17 protein-coding genes are annotated in these 17,418 nt (G+C 72.4%); 13 read left to right on the forward strand and 4 right to left on the reverse strand.

Going from position 1 to position 17,418, the window contains the following annotated elements; all coding sequences use genetic code 11:
- The first annotated feature begins 30 nt into the window (after positions 1-30).
- Complete coding sequence (locus I5Q34_RS11815) at positions 31-705, forward strand: response regulator transcription factor (RefSeq protein WP_199892150.1); 675 nt, start codon at positions 31-33, stop codon at positions 703-705.
- Positions 706-1,046: 341 nt separating this feature from the next.
- Here I5Q34_RS11815 and I5Q34_RS11820 read toward each other — a convergent pair whose 3' ends face one another.
- Positions 1,047-1,940 (reverse strand): LysR family transcriptional regulator, encoded by an 894-nt coding sequence (locus I5Q34_RS11820; protein ID WP_199892151.1) that lies wholly within the window; start codon positions 1,938-1,940, stop codon positions 1,047-1,049.
- A 112-nt stretch (positions 1,941-2,052) separates the two neighbouring features.
- Between I5Q34_RS11820 and I5Q34_RS11825 the strand changes: the two genes are divergently transcribed.
- Complete coding sequence (locus I5Q34_RS11825) at positions 2,053-2,655, forward strand: short chain dehydrogenase (RefSeq protein ID WP_199892152.1); 603 nt, start codon at positions 2,053-2,055, stop codon at positions 2,653-2,655.
- Between the two features lie 15 nt (positions 2,656-2,670).
- On the opposite strand, the gene I5Q34_RS11830 is transcribed toward I5Q34_RS11825, so the two are convergent.
- On the reverse strand, positions 2,671-3,786 hold the full coding sequence (locus tag I5Q34_RS11830) for a DUF5937 family protein (protein ID WP_199892153.1): 1,116 nt from the start codon (positions 3,784-3,786) through the stop codon (positions 2,671-2,673).
- A gap of 515 nt (positions 3,787-4,301) precedes the next feature.
- Between I5Q34_RS11830 and I5Q34_RS11835 the strand changes: the two genes are divergently transcribed.
- The 10 genes from I5Q34_RS11835 (at position 4,302) to I5Q34_RS11880 (ending at position 12,763) form a co-directional block, all read left to right on the forward strand.
- Entirely contained in the window at positions 4,302-5,231 is a 930-nt protein-coding gene (locus tag I5Q34_RS11835) for a Rossmann-like and DUF2520 domain-containing protein (RefSeq protein WP_199892154.1), read from the forward strand.
- An 11-nt stretch (positions 5,232-5,242) separates the two neighbouring features.
- Positions 5,243-6,124, forward strand: coding sequence for a pantoate--beta-alanine ligase (gene panC / locus I5Q34_RS11840; protein ID WP_199892914.1), 882 nt, complete (start codon positions 5,243-5,245; stop codon positions 6,122-6,124).
- Complete coding sequence (locus I5Q34_RS11845; protein WP_199892155.1) at positions 6,121-7,806, forward strand: L-aspartate oxidase; 1,686 nt, start codon at positions 6,121-6,123, stop codon at positions 7,804-7,806. The genes panC and I5Q34_RS11845 overlap by 4 nt, the downstream gene beginning before the upstream one ends.
- Positions 7,803-8,813 carry a carboxylating nicotinate-nucleotide diphosphorylase gene (gene nadC / locus I5Q34_RS11850; protein ID WP_199892156.1) on the forward strand — a complete coding sequence of 337 codons (1,011 nt, stop codon included), beginning with the start codon at positions 7,803-7,805 and terminating at the stop codon, positions 8,811-8,813. Before I5Q34_RS11845 ends, nadC begins: the two co-directional genes overlap by 4 nt.
- On the forward strand, positions 8,813-9,610 hold the full coding sequence (locus tag I5Q34_RS11855) for a type III pantothenate kinase (RefSeq protein WP_199892157.1): 798 nt from the start codon (positions 8,813-8,815) through the stop codon (positions 9,608-9,610). Before nadC ends, I5Q34_RS11855 begins: the two co-directional genes overlap by 1 nt.
- 696 nt (positions 9,611-10,306) lie before the next feature.
- Positions 10,307-10,954: a hypothetical protein gene (locus tag I5Q34_RS11860; RefSeq protein ID WP_234428729.1), complete on the forward strand. Its 648-nt coding sequence runs from the start codon at positions 10,307-10,309 to the stop codon at positions 10,952-10,954.
- Between the two features lie 47 nt (positions 10,955-11,001).
- Entirely contained in the window at positions 11,002-11,181 is a 180-nt protein-coding gene (locus I5Q34_RS11865) for a hypothetical protein (RefSeq protein WP_199892158.1), read from the forward strand.
- Between the two features lie 133 nt (positions 11,182-11,314).
- The gene (locus I5Q34_RS11870) at positions 11,315-11,710 is read left to right on the forward strand and encodes a BlaI/MecI/CopY family transcriptional regulator (protein ID WP_199892159.1); all 396 of its coding nucleotides are present in this window, start codon (positions 11,315-11,317) and stop codon (positions 11,708-11,710) included.
- 9 nt (positions 11,711-11,719) lie between these two features.
- Positions 11,720-12,256: an amino-acid N-acetyltransferase gene (locus I5Q34_RS11875; protein ID WP_199892160.1), complete on the forward strand. Its 537-nt coding sequence runs from the start codon at positions 11,720-11,722 to the stop codon at positions 12,254-12,256.
- A 174-nt stretch (positions 12,257-12,430) separates the two neighbouring features.
- A complete protein-coding gene (locus tag I5Q34_RS11880; RefSeq protein WP_199892161.1) occupies positions 12,431-12,763 on the forward strand; it encodes an Lsr2 family protein in 333 nt (110 codons plus the stop codon).
- Here I5Q34_RS11880 and I5Q34_RS11885 read toward each other — a convergent pair.
- On the reverse strand, positions 12,702-13,409 hold the full coding sequence (locus I5Q34_RS11885; RefSeq protein WP_234428731.1) for an SCO3374 family protein: 708 nt from the start codon (positions 13,407-13,409) through the stop codon (positions 12,702-12,704). The two genes, I5Q34_RS11880 and I5Q34_RS11885, sit on opposite strands and share 62 nt — an antisense overlap.
- A gap of 500 nt (positions 13,410-13,909) precedes the next feature.
- Between I5Q34_RS11885 and I5Q34_RS11890 the strand changes: the two genes are divergently transcribed.
- A complete protein-coding gene (locus I5Q34_RS11890) occupies positions 13,910-16,435 on the forward strand; it encodes an ATP-dependent Clp protease ATP-binding subunit (RefSeq protein WP_199892162.1) in 2,526 nt (841 codons plus the stop codon).
- Between the two features lie 62 nt (positions 16,436-16,497).
- Here I5Q34_RS11890 and I5Q34_RS11895 read toward each other — a convergent pair whose 3' ends face one another.
- Entirely contained in the window at positions 16,498-17,415 is a 918-nt protein-coding gene (locus I5Q34_RS11895; protein WP_199892163.1) for a hypothetical protein, read from the reverse strand.
- Positions 17,416-17,418: the final 3 nt, after the last annotated feature.

Raw genomic sequence — 17,418 nt, forward strand, 5'->3', positions numbered from 1 at the left:
CTCGTGAGCTTTTCGGAAAGGGACTCTTGCATGGCGATCCGTGTGATGCTCGTCGATGACCAGGCGCTCCTGCGCACCGGCTTCCGCATGGTGCTGGCCGCCCAGCCCGACATGGAGGTCGTCGCCGAGGCCGGTGACGGCGCGGAGGCGCTGGAGGTGCTGGGCGCGACGGCGGTGGACGTGGTGCTGATGGACGTCCGCATGCCGCGGCTGGACGGGGTCGAGGCGACGCGGCGCATCTGCGCCCAGGAGAACGCGCCGAAGGTGCTCATCCTGACCACCTTCGACCTGGACGAGTACGCCTTCTCGGCGCTGAAGGTCGGCGCGAGCGGTTTCATGCTCAAGGACGTGCCGCCGGCCGAGCTGCTGGGCGCGATCCGCGCCGTCCACAGCGGTGACGCGGTGGTGGCCCCGAGCACGACGCGCCGCCTCCTGGACCGCTTCACCCCGATGCTGCCGGGCACCGCCCCGACACCGGCCGACGCACAGATCGGGCGGCTGACGGACCGGGAGCGGGAGGTGATGCTGCTGGTGGCGCAGGGGCTGTCGAACGGGGAGATCGCGGGGCGGCTGGTGCTGTCGGAGGCGACGGTGAAGACGCATGTGGGGCGGATCCTGACGAAGCTGGGGCTTCGGGACCGGGTGCAGGTGGTGGTGATGGCTTATGAGAGTGGGCTGGTGCGGGCGGGTGGGGGTGGGTTGTAGTGGCCCCCGTCCCGCCCTTTCGCCGTTTCCGCAGGGGCTGCGCCCCTTCGTAACCCGCTTCCAGGGCTTCGCCCCGGCCCCCGCAATGCGGCTTCGCCGCATTGTCCTCAAGCGCCGGACGGGCTGAATTGTGCGCCCGGGCCGCATTTACCGGGCCGCGTTTCAAGGCCGGTACGCAATCCAGCCTGGCTGGGGGCGACGACCCGGTTCAACGCGGCGAAGCCGCGTCAACGGGCCCGGGGCCTGCCCCGGGAGAAACGGTGAAAGGGCGGGGGCGGGGAGAAAACCCGTCCAGCAGGCCGAGGGGCACGGCCGGTTTAACGGGTGTGGTCATGGCGTGGTCATGAACGGGGAGTCCGGCAGGGGGAGTTGGTCATGTCACCGCCCCCGGCCAGCACCCGCACCGCCGCCAGGAAGTCCTCCGTACCGGGGTGCGTGGGGTGCACGGGGTATGCGAGGTACACCGTCACCGCCGGTGCGTCGGCGACCGGGACGTAGCGCACGCCGGGATGCGCATGGCTCTCGACCGTGCCCATCGATGTGACCCCGATCGCCTCGCCGGTGCAGACGGCGCCGAGCCATTCGTCCACGTTCCGCAACTCCACCACGCGCCGCGGCCGCCGCTCCGGGGGCCACAGTTCGGGACTCGCGGAGCTCAGGTCGGAGCAGAGCGCGAGCGTCTCGTCGGCCAGGTCGGCGAGGACGATCCGGTCGCGGCCGGCGAGGGGGTGGTCGTCGGGGAGGGCGGCGAGGCGTTCTTCCCAGTACAGGGCCTCGGTCCTGATGCGCGGGTCGCCGGGGAGCGCGCGGACCACCGCCACGTCCGCGTCCCCGGAGGCCAGCCCGGCGCTGCGGTTGTCGTGCCGCCGCAGTTCCAGCGGGACGTGCGGGTGCTCGCGCCGCCAGGACCGCAGCAGCGGGACCGTGAGCCGGCCCAGGACCGCGCAGCTGTAGCCGATGCGCAGCGGCCGGGAGACGGCGGCGGTGTCGGCGAGCGCCGCGTCGAGGTGGGAGAGGATCGCCCGGCCGTGGTCGTGCAGGGTCCGCCCGGCGGGGGTGAGGGCCAGCCGCCGGGACGAGCGGTCCACCAGCCGTACCCCGACCCGGTTCTCCAGCTGGGCCAGGGTGCGGGAGAGGGCGGGCTGGGTCATGTGCAGCGCGCCGGCCGCGGCGGTGATGGTGCCCCGCTCGGCGATGGCGACGAGGGCCTTGAGGTGGCGCAGTTCCACATCCATGCGTGCGGAGCATAGTGCCTGACCAGACGGCATTTCCGGGGGAGGGCCGGGCTCCGTACGGTCGGAAGCGTCTCCCGGGGAAACCCCGGAGAAACCACAGAAAGGTCCTTCCATGAAGATCCTCCTCGTCGGCGCGGCCGGCACCCTCGGCAGCGCGGTCGCCAAGGCGCTGGACGCGCGCGGCCACGAACTCGTCACCGTCGGCCGCATCAGCGGCGACCTCCGGCTCGACGTCTCCGACCCGGAGGCCGTCGGCCGCCTCTACGAGCGGGTCACGGGCCTGGACGCGGTCGCCGTCGCGGGCGGGGACGCGGTCTTCAAGCCGCTGGCCGAGCTGACGGCGGACGACATCGCGGCGACGCTGCGGACCAAGGCGCTGAGCCAGCTGGAGCTGGTCCGCCAGGGGGCCCGGCACCTCGTGCCGAACGGTTCCTTCACCCTGGTCACCGGGGTGCTCACGGAGGATCCCGTGGTCGCCGGGGCGGCGGCGTCGGCCGCCAACGGCGCGGTGGAGGCGTTCGTCCGCGCCGCCGCGATCGAGCTCGCGCCGCTGCGCGTCAACGCGGTCAGCCCGACGATGCTGACCGAGTCGGCGGAGGCGTACGGCGCGGTCTTCCCGGGCGTGGAGCCCGTCCCGGCGGCGTCGGCGGCGGCCGCGTACGTCCGCTCGATCGAGGGGCGGCACACGGGACGGGTGTACAAGGTCGGCCACTGACGGCCGCGCGGCGGCCTAGCGCAGGACGCCCTCCAGGAAGTCGCTGCCCAGGCGGGCCACCACCGTCAGGTCCAGCTGGTGGAGCACGTACCGGCCGCGGCGCCGGGTGGTGAGCAGCCCGGCCTTCTTCAGTACGGCGAGGTGCCGGGACGCCTCCGGCGCGCTGATGCCGTGCTCGGTGGCCAGCTCGCCGGTGGTGCAGGCGCTGCGCGCCAGCCAGCGGCACATGCGCAGGCGCATCGGGTGGGCCAGGGCCTCCATGCGCAGCTTGAGGAGGTCCAGCGAGGCCGGGTCCGGCAGTTCGGGCATCCCGACCGGGTAGTGGATCATCGGCCGCCAGCCCGGCGCGGACAGCACGAGCAGGTGCGGCCAGCCCAGGGACGAGGGGACGAGCGTGAGGCCGGGGCCGACCTCGGGGGCCAGTGCCGTGGCCCGGCCGGAGGTCAGCTTGTCCACGGTGATGAGGGTCCCGCGGTCGTCCACCGACACCGCGGGCGACACCTCGGCCAGCGCCTCGCGCAGCCCCCGGCGGCGCAGCACCTCCGTCTTGTGCCGGGCGTCGGTGGCGAGCTGGACGCCCACCCGGCGCCAGACGTCGCCGAAGAACGCCTGCTCGCAGTCCTCGAACAGGCGGCGCAGCCAGGTCCGGACGCCCGGCGGGTCGTCCAGCAGGCGCCGGGCGAACACCACGGCCCGCGGGCCGCGGGCCGCCGCGCGCTCCAGGGCGACGGCACGGGAGCGCGCGTCGCGCAGCGGTGGGCCGACGGAGGTGTAGTAGCCGGAACAGGAGACGTCGAGGGCTGCCTCGACGTACCGCTCGTCGTCCAGCCGGTCGAGCATGTCCAGTTCCTCCGCGAGCGTGGCGCCGGGCCTGCCGTCGGCCGAGGGCAGGCACGCGAGCGGCGTGAACACGTCGGAGATGACCGGCCCCCACAGGGAGTCCGCCTCGCAGAGCCGGTCGGCGAGGTCGGGCTTCAGCCCCGTGGCCGTCGCGGTCACCCAGCCGTGGAGCCCGGGGTGGTGCGAGGGCTCGGCGAGCACGTGCAGGGCATGACCCAGCTCGGCCAGGGGCGACGCGGCGAACAGGACACGTTCGGGCGGCAGGCCCGCGATGTCGATCGTCACGCTCATGTGCCCCATTCTGGGCGTGCCGTGACGGGGGTGTTGATCATTTGACGGTCCTCGTCAATCCACGGGCTTCGGGGGGCGGGCACGGCGCACGGTGGGGGCATGAACGCGACTCAGCAGCACATGCTCGACAGTTACCGCGCCCTGCAGCAGGGGGTGCCGGTGCCGCCTGCGCCGGGGACGGATGAGGTGCGGGTGGTTCGGGAGGTTCGTGGGTGGCGGGAGTTTCGGCGGGTTTTGGCGGGGAGGGTGGTTCGGCGGCGACGGTCTGTGGTGGCTCCGACTCCGACTCCGACTCCGGATCCGGCTCCGGTTCCGGGTGCGGTCCCGGCTCGGGTGCCGGAGGCCGGGCGCTGCCGGTGACGGGCCGCAGTCGGGTGCCGACTCGTTTTTCTGCCCCGGACCCTCCCCCGGGCGCGAGCCCGTTCCGCCCCCGGAGCACCCCCGCCCCGAGCGCGTAGCATGACAGCGGAATCGTCCGGTACCCCCGCGGACTGGAACGGAAGGCATCCCGCCGCGTGAACGCACAACACACCTCCGGGCAGACGAGCCCGCAGGACCGCCCCGCCCGGCTCACCGTCGGCGTCGTCGGCGCCGGCCGCGTCGGCCCCGTCCTCGCCGCCTCGCTCGCCCTCGCCGGGCACAGGCCCGTCGCCGTCTCCGGCGTCTCCGACGCCTCGCTGCGCCGGGCCGCCGACATCCTGCCCGGCGTCCCCGTCGTGACCCCCGCCGAGGTGCTGGCCCGGGCCGAGCTGGTCCTGCTCACCGTGCCCGACGACGTCCTGCCGGGGCTGGTCGCCGGGCTCGCCGGGACCGGGGCCGTCCGCCCCGGCCAGCTGCTCGTCCACACCTCCGGACGGCACGGCGCCGCCGTCCTCGACCCCGCCACCCGGGCCGGGGCCCTGCCGCTCGCCCTGCACCCCGCCATGACCTTCACCGGCACCTCCGTGGACGTCCAGCGGCTGGCCGGCTGCTCCTTCGGCGTCACCGCCCCCGAGGAACTGCGACTGGCCGCGGAGGCACTGGTCATCGAGATGGGCGGCGAGCCCGAGTGGATCGAGGAGGCCGCCCGGCCGCTCTACCACGCGGCCCTGGCCATCGGCTCCAACCACCTGGTGACCCTGATCGCCCAGGCCATGGAGCTGCTCGGCACGGCGGGCGTCGCCCACCCGGCCCGGATGCTCGGCCCCCTGCTCGGGGCCGCCCTCGACAACGCCCTGCGCAGCGGTGACGCGGCCCTGACCGGCCCGGTCGCGCGCGGCGACGCCGGCACCGTGGCCGCCCACGTCGCCGAGCTGCGCGCGCACGCCCCGCAGGCCGTCGCCGGCTATCTGGCGATGGCCCGCACCACCGCCGACCGCGCCCTGGCGAACGGCCTGCTCAAGGCCGAACTGGCGGAAGACCTGCTCGTCGTCCTCGCGGACGGCGCGGACGGAGGAGACCGGTGACCGACCAGCTCATGAACGACGCGCTGCTCATAGGCGACGCGGCGGAGCTCCGCGCCCTGCCGGGCACCGGCGCCGGGCCGCGCGCCGTCGTGATGACCATGGGCGCCCTGCACGAGGGCCACGCCACCCTGATCCGCGAGGCCCGGAAGGCCGCCGGGGAGGCCGGGCAGGTCGTCGTCACCGTCTTCGTCAACCCGCTCCAGTTCGGCCCGGACGAGGACCTCGACCGCTACCCGCGCACCCTGGAGGCCGACCTCGCGCTCGCACGGGAGGCCGGCGCGGACGCCGTCTTCGCGCCCTCCGTCGCCGAGGTCTACCCGGGCGGCGAGCCCGAGGTCCGGGTCACCGCCGGGGCCATGGGCGAGCGCCTCGAAGGCGCCCACCGCCCCGGGCACTTCGACGGCGTCCTCACCGTCGTCGCCAAGCTGCTCCACCTCACCGCGCCCGACGTCGCCCTCTTCGGGCAGAAGGACGCCCAGCAGCTCGCGCTGATCCGGCGCATGGCGCGCGACATCAACTTCCCCGTGGAGATCGTCGGCGTCCCCACCGTCCGCGAGGGCGACAACCTGGCGCTCTCCAGCCGCAACCGCTACCTCTCGGACGCCGACCGGGCCTCCGCTCTGGAGCTCTCCCGCGCGCTCCTCACCGGGAAGGCCGCCGCCCCGCGGGGCCCGGCCGCCGTGCGCCGCGCCGCCCGCGCCGTCCTGGACGCCGCGGCGACGGCGGAGCCGCCCGTCGTCCTCGACTACCTGGCCCTCGTCGACCCGGCCGACTTCACCGAGGTCCCCGACGACCACACCGGCGAGGCCGTCCTGGCCGTCGCCGCCAAGGTGGGCACCACCCGCCTCATCGACAACATCGTGCTGGACCTCGCCCCGGAGGAGCGGTCATGAGCGGCAGCGGCATACGACTCGCGGCGCCCGGCCCCGGCTGGTCCGTCGACGCCGACGTCGTCGTCATCGGCTCCGGCGTCGCCGGCCTCACCGTCGCGCTGCGCTGCGCCGCGGGCGGCGCGAACGTCGCGGTCGTCACCAAGGCCCTCCTGGACGACGGCTCCACCCGCTGGGCCCAGGGCGGCATAGCGGCCGCCCTCGGTGAGGGGGACACCCCGGAGCAGCACCTGGACGACACCCTCGTCGCCGGCGTCGGCCTGTGCGACGAGGAGGCCGTGCGGACGCTCGTCACCGAGGGCCCCGACGCCGTCCGCCGGCTCATCGGCACCGGCGCCCGCTTCGACACCGACGCCGCGACCGGCGAGATCCTGCTGACCCGCGAGGGCGGCCACCACCGCCACCGCATCGCCCACGCCGGCGGCGACGCGACCGGCGCGGAGATCTCCCGGGCGCTGGTGGCGGCCGTGCGCGACGCCGGGATCCGGGTCATCGAGCACGCCCTCGTCCTCGACCTCCTCAAGGACGCCGCCGGCCGGGCCGCCGGCCTCCTGCTGCACGTCATGGGCGAGGGCCAGCACGACGGCGTCGGCGCCGTCCGGGCCGGGGCCGTGGTCCTGGCCACCGGCGGCATGGGCCAGGTGTTCTCCGCGACCACCAATCCGTCCGTCTCCACCGGCGACGGCGTCGCGCTCGCGCTGCGCGCCGGAGCGGAGGTCTCCGACCTGGAGTTCGTCCAGTTCCACCCCACCGTGCTGTGGCTCGGCCCGGACGCCGAGGGGCAGCAGCCCCTGGTGTCGGAGGCCGTGCGCGGCGAGGGCGCCCACCTCGTGGACGCCGACGGCGTGCGCTTCATGGCCGGGCAGCACGAGCTCGCCGAGCTGGCGCCCCGCGACATCGTCGCCAAGGGCATCATGCGGCGCATGCGGGAGACCGGCACCGAGCACATGTACCTCGACGCCCGGCACTTCGGCGCCGCCATGTGGGCCGAGCGCTTCCCCACGATCCTGGCCGCCTGCCGCACCCACGGCATCGACCCGGTGACCGAGCCGATCCCGGTCGCCCCGGCCGCGCACTACGCGTCCGGCGGCGTCCGCACCGACCTGCGCGGCCGGACGACCGTCCCCGGCCTGTACGCGTGCGGCGAGGTCGCGTGCACCGGCGTGCACGGCGCGAACCGGCTCGCGTCCAACTCGCTCCTGGAGGGCCTGGTCTTCGCCGAGCGCATCGCGGCGGACATCGGCGCGTCCCACCGTCCGGCGGGCGAGGGCGTCCCGGTGGCGGAGACCGAGCGCCTGGTCGCGCCGGAGACGCGGTTCGCCGTCCAGCGCGCCATGACGGCGGGCGCCGGGGTGCTCCGCTCCCGGGAGAGCCTCACGCGCGCCGCCGCCGAGCTGGCCCGGATCGAGGAGACCGCCGACAAGGCCGTCGAGCCCGGCACCGACGCCTGGGAGGCCACCAACCTGCTGCTCGTCGCCCGCGTCCTGGTCGCCGCCGCCCTGCACCGCGAGGAGACCCGGGGCAGCCACTGGCGCGAGGACCGGCCCGACCGGGACGATGCCGCCTGGCGACGGCACGTTCTCGTCACCCTCCGCCCGGACCGTACGCTTGCGGTCTCCACCACCGAGACGGCAGCCTTCCCGCCGGCGTTTCCGCCTTCCGCAGCACCGAGGAGCACCGCGTGAGCACCCCCGAGAACCTCCAGTACCGGCTGGGCACCTTCATCGACGAACCGGGCTGCGGCGACGGCTGCGCCTGCGGCGAGGGGCCCTCCGCCTACGAGTGCGGGCTCGACGAGTCCCTCGCCGTGCTGCTGGCCGAGGCCGGGCTGGACCCGGTGCTGGTCGAGGAGATCGCGCACATGGCCGTCGAGGAGGACCTCGACGGCGGCGTGGACGTCACCTCCGTCGCGACCGTCCCCGAGGACGCCGTCGCCACCGGCGACTTCACCGCCCGCGAGGCGGGCACGGTGGCCGGCCTGCGGGTCGCCGAGGCGATCCTCTCGGTGGTCTGTACCGACGACTTCGAGGTCGAGCGGCACGTCGAGGACGGCGACCGGGTCGCCGCCGGCCGGCGCCTGCTGTCCGTCCGCACCCGCACCCGCGACCTGCTGACCGCCGAGCGCAGCATGCTCAACCTGCTGTGCCGGCTCTCCGGCATCGCCACCGCCACCCGCGCCTGGGCCGACGTCCTGGAGGGCACCGGCGCGGCTGTCCGCGACACCCGCAAGACCACCCCCGGGCTGCGGGCGCTGGAGAAGTACGCGGTCCGCTGCGGCGGCGGCGTCAACCACCGGATGTCGCTGTCGGACGCCGCGCTCGTCAAGGACAACCACGTCGTCGCCGCCGGCGGGGTGGCCGAGGCGTTCAAGGCCGTCCGCGAGCGCTTCCCCGACCTGCCGATCGAGGTCGAGGTGGACCGCCTGGACCAGATCCCGCCGGTGCTCGCCGAGGGCGCCGACCTGATCATGCTCGACAACTTCACCGTCGAGGCCACCCGAGAGGCCGTCGCCCTGGTCGCCGGCCGGGCCCGGCTGGAGTCCTCGGGCCGGCTCACCCTCGACAACGCCCCCGCCTACGCCGCCACCGGCGTGGACTACCTGGCCGTCGGCTCGCTCACCCACTCCTCGCCGATCCTCGACATAGGGCTCGACCTGCGGGAAGGCGAAGAGGGCGAAGGGGCCGAGGGCTGATGCTGCTCACCATCGACGTCGGCAACACCCAGACCGTCCTCGGCCTCTTCGACGGCGAGGAGATCGTCGAGCACTGGCGCATCTCGACGGACGCCCGCCGCACGGCCGACGAGCTCGCCGTCCTCTTCCAGGGCCTGATGGGCCGTCACCCGCTGCTCGGCGGGGACCTGGGCGAGGGCATCGGGGGCATCGCCATCTGCTCGACGGTCCCCTCCGTGCTGCACGAGATGCGCGAGGTGACCCGCCGCTACTACGGCGACGTGCCCGCCGTCCTCGTCGAGCCCGGGGTCCGGACCGGCGTGCCGATCCTCATGGACAACCCCAAGGAGGTCGGCGCGGACCGCATCATCAACGCGGTCGCCGCCGTCGAGCTCTACGGCGGCCCGTGCATCGTCGTCGACTTCGGCACGGCGACGACGTTCGACGCGGTGAGCGCGCGCGGCGAGTACGTCGGCGGGGTCATCTCGCCCGGCATCGAGATCTCCGTCGAGGCGCTGGGCGTCAAGGGCGCCCAGCTCCGCAAGATCGAACTGGCCCGTCCGCGGAGCGTGATCGGCAAGAACACGGTCGAGGCGATGCAGTCCGGCATCATCCACGGCTTCGCGGGCCAGGTCGACGGCGTCGTCAACCGCATGGCCCGCGAACTGGCCGACGACCCCGACGACGTCACCGTCATCGCGACCGGCGGCCTGGCGCCGCTGGTCCTCGCCGAGGCGACGGTGATCGACGAGCATGAGCCGTGGCTGACGCTGGTCGGCTTGCGCCTGGTGTACGAGCGGAACGTGGCGCGGACGTAGGGCTGCGCCCGGGGGAATCTCCCCCGCCCCGCCCTTTCACCGTTTCCCGGGGCAGGCCCCCGGACCCGGCACCGCGCTTCGCGCGGTGAGCGGGGCTGCGCCCCAGCACCCCTACCGGGGGCTCCGCCCCCTGGCCCCGGCGAGGGTTGCGGCCCCTGCATCCTGGCGGGGGTTGCATCCCGTGCAACCGGCGGGCCTTAGCCCCCTGGCCCCGGCGCGAGAGTTGCGCCCCCGCATCCTGGCCGCGCGCCCCCTGCCCCCTGATCGGGGCTCCCGCCCCTGTGCTCCTGGCCGGGGCTCCCGCCCCCGGTCCCCTTTTCGGGGCTGCGCCCGGGGCCTCGCAGCGCGGCTAGCGCCGAGCTTTGCAACGCGGCTCCGCCGCGTTCGTCCTCAAGCGCCGGACGGGCTGAATGGCGCGCCCGGGCCCTAGTGCAGCTCGGGCCCCAGACCTGGGCCGGGTGCGCGATCCGGCCCGGGGAGGAGGCGACAACCAGCCCGTCCGGCGCTTGAGGACAGCGCCCGGAGGGCACTTCGGGGGTGCAGGGGGCGCAGCCCCGCCCACCGCGCGGACGCGGTACCGGGTCCGGGGCCTGCCCCGGGAAACGGGAAAAAGGCGGGGCGGGGAGAAAAGACATCGCGCCGCGCCACACACCACCGGTAGGCGAAAATTGTCCGTTTAGCACTTAAAGTCGCCCCATGCCAACGCCCTATGGATCCCGCGGCGGCATGGCGTTCAGCGCGGACGAACTGCGCGTCCTGCGCCGTGCCCTCGCCATCGCCCTCCAGCCCCGCACCGAGCCCACCGGGACGCACGAGATGCATGAGCACCGCGAGACCCGCGCAACGCACGAAAGCCGCGAGAAGCAGAAGTGCCTCCGGCTCGCACAGGCGGTGGACGAGGCCGCCCGCGAGGCCGCCCGGCTGCGCGCCTTCCTCCGCGCGGACCTCGCCCGCTACCGCGCCGCCCTCCCCGGCACCACCCCCGGCTACCTGGCGCGGCTCCAGGACGCCCTCGCGGTCGGCCACCGGCCCGGCGCCGAGGACCTGGCCGCCCTCGCCGCCCTGTGCGCCGCCCCGGCCGGCCCGGCCGAGACCGTCCGCCGCCGCGCCCTCCTCCGGCGCTGCGAGCGCGCCGCGGACACCCCCAAGCCGGGCGCCAAGCCCGCCCCCAAGCCCGGCGCGTCGCCCGCGCCCGAGCGGCCCAAGGCGCCGCCCGCGCCGCCCACCGGGCCCCGGCCCGACCGCCCCATTCCCACCCCCGGCGAGGTCTTTCCGCCCCGCCGCAAACCGGCGCCCCCGCCGGGAAGCCGGGTCCCGCAAGGCCCGCCGATGGCGCACGCGTAATCTGGACGGGTCGCCAACCGATTCCAGAACCGAAGGAGCCGACGGCCATGGACTATGTCGCCGCGCTGGTCCCGCCCGTGGTGATGGCGGTCGCATTCACCGCGCTGGTCATGACGATCATCAAGAGCCAGGGTGGAGCGAACAAGGGCAAGGAAGACGCCATCGTCGACGCGGCGTTCGCCCGTGCCGAGGCTGCCACGGCGGAAGGCAAGACCCCCACGGCCTGAACCCGAGGGGAAACCCGCGCCCCAGGGCGTGCGACCCGGAGACTATTTCCGGGGCGCACGCCCTTTTCGCCGCCGCCTTGCCGCCGCGTCCCGATAAACCGGCATTCGAGACATCTCCCACTATTATTCGCGTGTGGTTCGACGCCTCGGTGATCTGGAAGACGCCGTCATGACGCGCGTGTGGGAGTGGAACCGGCCGGTCACTGTTCGAGAAGTCCTCGAAGACCTTCAGCAGGAACGGTCGATCGCCTACACCACCGTGATGACCGTAATGGACAACCTGTATCAGAAGGGCTGGCTGCGGCGGGAAGCGGAAGGCCGCGCCTATCGATATGAGGCGGTCTCCAACCGGGCCGCCTACTCGGCCGCACTGATGAACGAAGCGTGGTCGGTCAGCGACAACCCCGCGGCCGCTCTCGTCGCCTTCTTCGGCATGATGTCGGCCGAACAACGCGAAGCCCTCCGCGACGCGATCCGGGTCGTGCAACTCGACGGACCCGCGGACGGAGCCCCGCCCGCCGGGCGATAGCGTCCGGTTATGCCCGCAGCAACTGACCGGCCCCGCCCCGCAAAAGTCGTCACCGTCCGCCGGGCCCGGACCTCCGACGTGCCGGCCGTGCGCCGGCTCATCAACGCCTACGCCCGCGACGGGATCCTGCTCGACAAAGCCACCGTGACCCTTTACGAGGACATCCAGGAGTTCTGGGTCGCGGAACGGGACGAAGACGGTACGGTCATCGGATGCGGCGCACTGCACGTGATGTGGGAAGACCTCGCGGAGGTCCGCACGCTGGCCGTCGACCCGGCGGCCAAGGGCGGCGGAGTCGGCCACGCGCTCCTCGACAAGCTCCTGCAGACGGCGCGCTGGCTGGGGGTGCGGCGCATTTTCTGCCTCACCTTCGAAGTCGAGTTCTTCACGAACCACGGCTTCGTCGAGATCGGTGAGACCCCGGTGGACGGTGATGTCTACAGCGAGCTGCTGCGCTCCTATGACGAGGGTGTTGCCGAGTTCCTGGGTCTCGAACGGGTGAAGCCGAACACCCTTGGCAACAGCCGGATGCTTCTGCATCTGTGATGGCCGGGCCTCTATGTCCGAATGTCCGAATCGCGCCCCTATCGTGCCGCCCTGGAAGCCGTCGTTCCCGTGCGGAACGGTGACTGAACCTTCCCCGGGGGTTTGTGTTTTCCCGGGAAAGGCGGTTTGCTATTCCTCCGTAATCCCTTTTCTGCTGATGAAAGGAATCCCCCCGTGGCGCAGAAGGTTCAGGTCCTTCTTGTCGACGACCTCGACGGCGGCGAGGCGGACGAGACGGTGACGTTCGCCCTGGACGGCAAGTCGTACGAGATCGATCTCACCACCGCCAACGCCGACAAGCTGCGCGGGCTGCTCGAGCCGTACGCGAAGAACGGCCGTCGCACCGGTGGCCGCTCGGCCGGCCGGGCCCGGGGCCGGGCCGCTTCCGCCGGGAGCCCGGACACCGCGAAGATCCGCGCGTGGGCCAAGGAGAACGGTTACAACGTCAACGACCGGGGCCGTGTCCCGGCAGAGATCCGTGAGGCGTACGAGAAGGCCAACGGCTGATTCCCGTCGGCCGCTCCCTGCGCGACCGTCCGGCGCGCAGCAACCGGGCCCGGTGGCACTCCGTGGCCGCCGCGCTCACGAGCCGTACGAGATCGGGGGCGTCGGTGCCGCCCCCGAGGCCGGTCACCGGAAGGGTCGGCTCCAGCTCGCACCCAGGCCGGGGAGGCCGCACCCACACGGCCTCCCGCGGATCGGGCGGGTCCTCCGCCCGCGGCCGCGCCGGCCGCACCGGGGCCGGAGCGACGATCCGGCCACCCGGGCCCAGCGCCATGAGGTCCAGGGTGATCCCGCCCCACTCCAGCCAGCGGAGCAGCTCCGGCAGCTCCTCCGCGGTGCCCGTGGCGGTCAGGAACCAGAGCGTCCGGCTCCGCCGGTCCAGCGCGGCCGGTCCCACCCGGCGGACGCGTCCGAGCACGGCGAAGCCCGCCGCGGCGGGCATGCCCAGGGCGTCGAAGCGCACCCCGGTCGCGAGGCAGGGGGGCGGCCCGTCCGTCACGGTCCAGCCCAGCTCGTCCTCGTACCAGCGGCGCAAGTCCGGCCGGAGGCCGGCGGAAGGCTGCGGCGGCCGGAGGCCGGCCGAGGGCTGCTGCGGCGGCCGCGGGGAGGCGTCCAGGGGGGCGCGGGGGCCGGGCAGGACGGCAGTCATGAACGGTGCAACTGAGCCAGTCCGGCGAGGTTACGCAGGGTCTGGCGCCGGGCACGCTCCGTATAGGGCTTGAGGGGCGCACAGGCGCTCCCGGTGGCGCGAGGGTGTTCGCCCATAGCGGAGTGCGCGGGGTCGCGCCGCATGGAGTGTCCGTGCCGGAGGGTAGGACATTCCCCGTGGGGAGAGGCGATACCGCAGGGCTTTGGGGGCATTTGCCGGGAAGATCCCGGGGTGTGACGAGGCGTACCGGGCAAGGGGTGCGTTCGCCATCGGCGTAGTGGTGGTGAGCGTATATGCCTGGCCTGCGGGAACATCGTCTCCCACCATCGGGTTGGAGGAGTTGTCGGCTGTTCGGCAGCAGGTTTCCCCGTCGACGCGGGGTGATCCGGACGGATGTCGGCAGTTGGAATGAGCTGTCCCGTCCCGCGGGACTAGCATGCGGAAGGACAGGGAGGGGACCGCCCCCTTACTTGCCTGACCGCTCTGAGGAGCGATTAACGATGTTCGAGAGGTTCACCGACCGTGCGCGGCGGGTTGTCGTCCTGGCTCAGGAAGAAGCCCGGATGCTCAACCACAACTACATCGGCACCGAGCACATCCTCCTGGGCCTGATCCACGAGGGTGAGGGTGTCGCCGCTAAGGCCCTGGAGAGCCTCGGGATTTCGCTCGAGGCGGTCCGCCAGCAGGTGGAGGAGATCATCGGCCAGGGCCAGCAGGCCCCGTCCGGCCACATTCCCTTCACCCCCCGTGCGAAGAAGGTGCTGGAGCTGTCGCTCCGCGAGGCCCTTCAGCTCGGCCACAACTACATCGGTACGGAGCACATCCTGCTCGGCCTGATCCGCGAGGGCGAGGGCGTCGCCGCCCAGGTCCTCGTGAAGCTGGGCGCCGATCTCAACCGGGTGCGGCAGCAGGTCATCCAGCTGCTCTCCGGTTACCAGGGCAAGGAGGCCGCCACCGCCGGCGGCCCGGCCGAGGGCACGCCCTCGACCTCGCTCGTCCTGGACCAGTTCGGGCGCAACCTCACGCAGGCCGCCCGCGAGTCCAAGCTCGACCCGGTCATCGGGCGCGAGAAGGAGATCGAGCGGGTCATGCAGGTGCTGTCCCGCCGCACCAAGAACAACCCGGTCCTGATCGGCGAGCCCGGCGTCGGCAAGACGGCCGTCGTCGAGGGGCTGGCCCAGGCCATCGTCAAGGGCGAGGTGCCCGAGACCCTCAAGGACAAGCACCTCTACACCCTCGACCTGGGCGCGCTGGTCGCTGGTTCCCGCTACCGCGGTGACTTCGAGGAGCGCCTGAAGAAGGTCCTCAAGGAGATCCGCACCCGCGGCGACATCATCCTGTTCATCGACGAGCTCCACACGCTGGTCGGTGCGGGTGCCGCCGAGGGCGCCATCGACGCGGCGTCGATCCTGAAGCCGATGCTGGCGCGCGGCGAGCTCCAGACCATCGGTGCCACGACGCTCGACGAGTACCGCAAGCACCTGGAGAAGGACGCGGCCCTGGAGCGTCGCTTCCAGCCCATCCAGGTCGCCGAGCCGTCGCTGCCGCACACCATCGAGATCCTCAAGGGTCTGCGCGACCGGTACGAGGCCCACCACCGCGTCTCCATCACCGACGAGGCGCTGGTCCAGGCCGCGACCCTCGCCGACCGCTACATCTCCGACCGCTTCCTGCCGGACAAGGCGATCGACCTGATCGACGAGGCCGGTTCCCGGATGCGCATCCGCCGGATGACCGCGCCGCCGGACCTCCGCGAGTTCGACGAGAAGATCGCCGACGTGCGCCGCGAGAAGGAGTCCGCGATCGACTCGCAGGACTTCGAGAAGGCCGCTTCCCTCCGCGACAAGGAGAAGCAGCTGCTGGCCGCCAAGGCCAAGCGGGAGAAGGAGTGGAAGGCCGGCGACATGGACGTCGTCGCCGAGGTCGACGGCGAGCTGATCGCCGAGGTCCTGGCCACGGCCACCGGCATCCCGGTCTTCAAGCTGACCGAGGAGGAGTCCTCCCGCCTGCTGCGCATGGAGGACGAGCTGCACAAGCGCGTCATCGGCCAGAAGGACGCCATCAAGGCGCTCTCCCAGGCCATCCGGCGCACCCGTGCGGGCCTCAAGGACCCCAAGCGTCCGGGCGGATCGTTCATCTTCGCCGGCCCCTCGGGCGTCGGCAAGACCGAACTGTCCAAGACGCTCGCCGAGTTCCTCTTCGGCGACGAGGACGCGCTGATCTCCCTCGACATGTCGGAGTTCAGCGAGAAGCACACGGTGTCGCGGCTCTTCGGTTCCCCGCCCGGATACGTGGGGTACGAGGAGGGCGGCCAGCTCACCGAGAAGGTGCGGCGGAAGCCGTTCTCGGTCGTCCTCTTCGACGAGGTCGAGAAGGCCCACCCGGACATCTTCAACTCGCTGCTGCAGATCCTGGAGGACGGTCGCCTGACCGACTCCCAGGGCCGGGTCGTGGACTTCAAGAACACCGTCATCATCATGACGACCAACCTCGGCACCCGGGACATCTCCAAGGGCTTCAACCTGGGCTTCGCGGCGCAGGGTGACGTCAAGACCGGCTACGAGCGGATGAAGGCCAAGGTCAACGAGGAGCTCAAGCAGCACTTCCGGCCGGAGTTCCTCAACCGTGTCGACGACACGGTGGTCTTCCACCAGCTGTCGCAGGAAGACATCATCCAGATCGTCGACCTGATGATCGCCAAGGTGGACGAGCGCCTGCGCGACCGCGACATGGGCATCGAGCTCAGCGGGGACGCGAAGCAGCTGCTCGCGAAGAAGGGTTACGACCCGATCCTGGGTGCGCGGCCGCTGCGCCGCACCATCCAGCGGGAGATCGAGGACATCCTGTCCGAGAAGATCCTCTTCGGCGAGCTGCGCCCGGGCCACATCGTGGTCGTCGGCACCGAGGGCGAGGGTGAGGAGAAGAAGTTCACCTTCCGCGGTGAGGAGAAGGCTGCGCTGCCGGACACGCCGCCGGTGGAGCAGGCGGCCGGCGGGGCCGGGCCCAACCTGTCGAAGGACGCGTAGCGTCTGGTAGTTGAGCAGTTCGGGGTCGGCCCCGGGTCGCGTTGGCGGCCCGGGGCCGAGCCTTATGCGAGGTTCGTGAACCTGACGATCAAACGGTCGCCGAAGCGGTCGGCGTCCATGACGCGGGGTGGGGTAGCGATTCCGTGGACCGTCACCTGGAGGTCGGGGAGGCTGTGCAGGGCGCGTAGGTCGAGTGCCCCCGCGCGGAATGTCTGGTCCCAGACGAAAACCTCTCTCAGGCCCGGGAAGAGCCGCTCTACGGGCAATTTGATGATGGGGCGATTGAGTATCAGGGTCGCTGTCCGGATACTCGGGAGTGGGGGGACGTCGACGAGATCGTCCAGGGTGTTTTCCCAGAGTCCAAGATCTGTGAGGTGCGGCAGGCTGCGCAGTTGGCCCAGAGGGGCGAGGTCCGCCCAGCTGTCCTGGACGAACAGGCGGTGCAGGCTTGTCCATGAGCCGATGCCCTGAAGATGGATTCCGCGACCACGGCTGCTGAGATTTAACTCGGTCACGTGGCCGAGCGGTTCCGGGAGCCGGCCGTCGAGCGGTGTGAGGTCCAGGGACAGGGTGCTGAGCCGAGGGAGTCCGGTGAGGATGCCCAGCGCTTCCCGTGGAAGTTCGTGTGCATACAGGTTCAGTGCTGTTAGCGGTAAGGCCGACAGAGCGGACATGTCCCTGAGACTGTGACAAACCGAGAGGGTCAGGGAGTCGATCTCCGGGTGATCACGGAGGAATTCGACATCGGTCAGTCGGCTGTTGGCGGCTACGAGGAGCTCCCGCAGGACCCGTTTGTCCAGTGCCGCGCCGAGTTCCTCCCCGCTGTAATCCCCGGAGAACTGGAGCGAGGCGATCGGCCCGAGGTCGGGAAGGTGACGGAGATGCTCCGGACGGGAGAGCCATACCTCCGCATCGTCGAGCCGCATCGATGCGAGGACTTCTTCCGCGAACCTTCTGTCGGCAGACTGGTCGTGTCTCATTCG

It is taken from the genome of Streptomyces sp. AV19, assembly GCF_015999245.1.
Classification (GTDB): Bacteria; Actinomycetota; Actinomycetes; order Streptomycetales; family Streptomycetaceae; genus Streptomyces.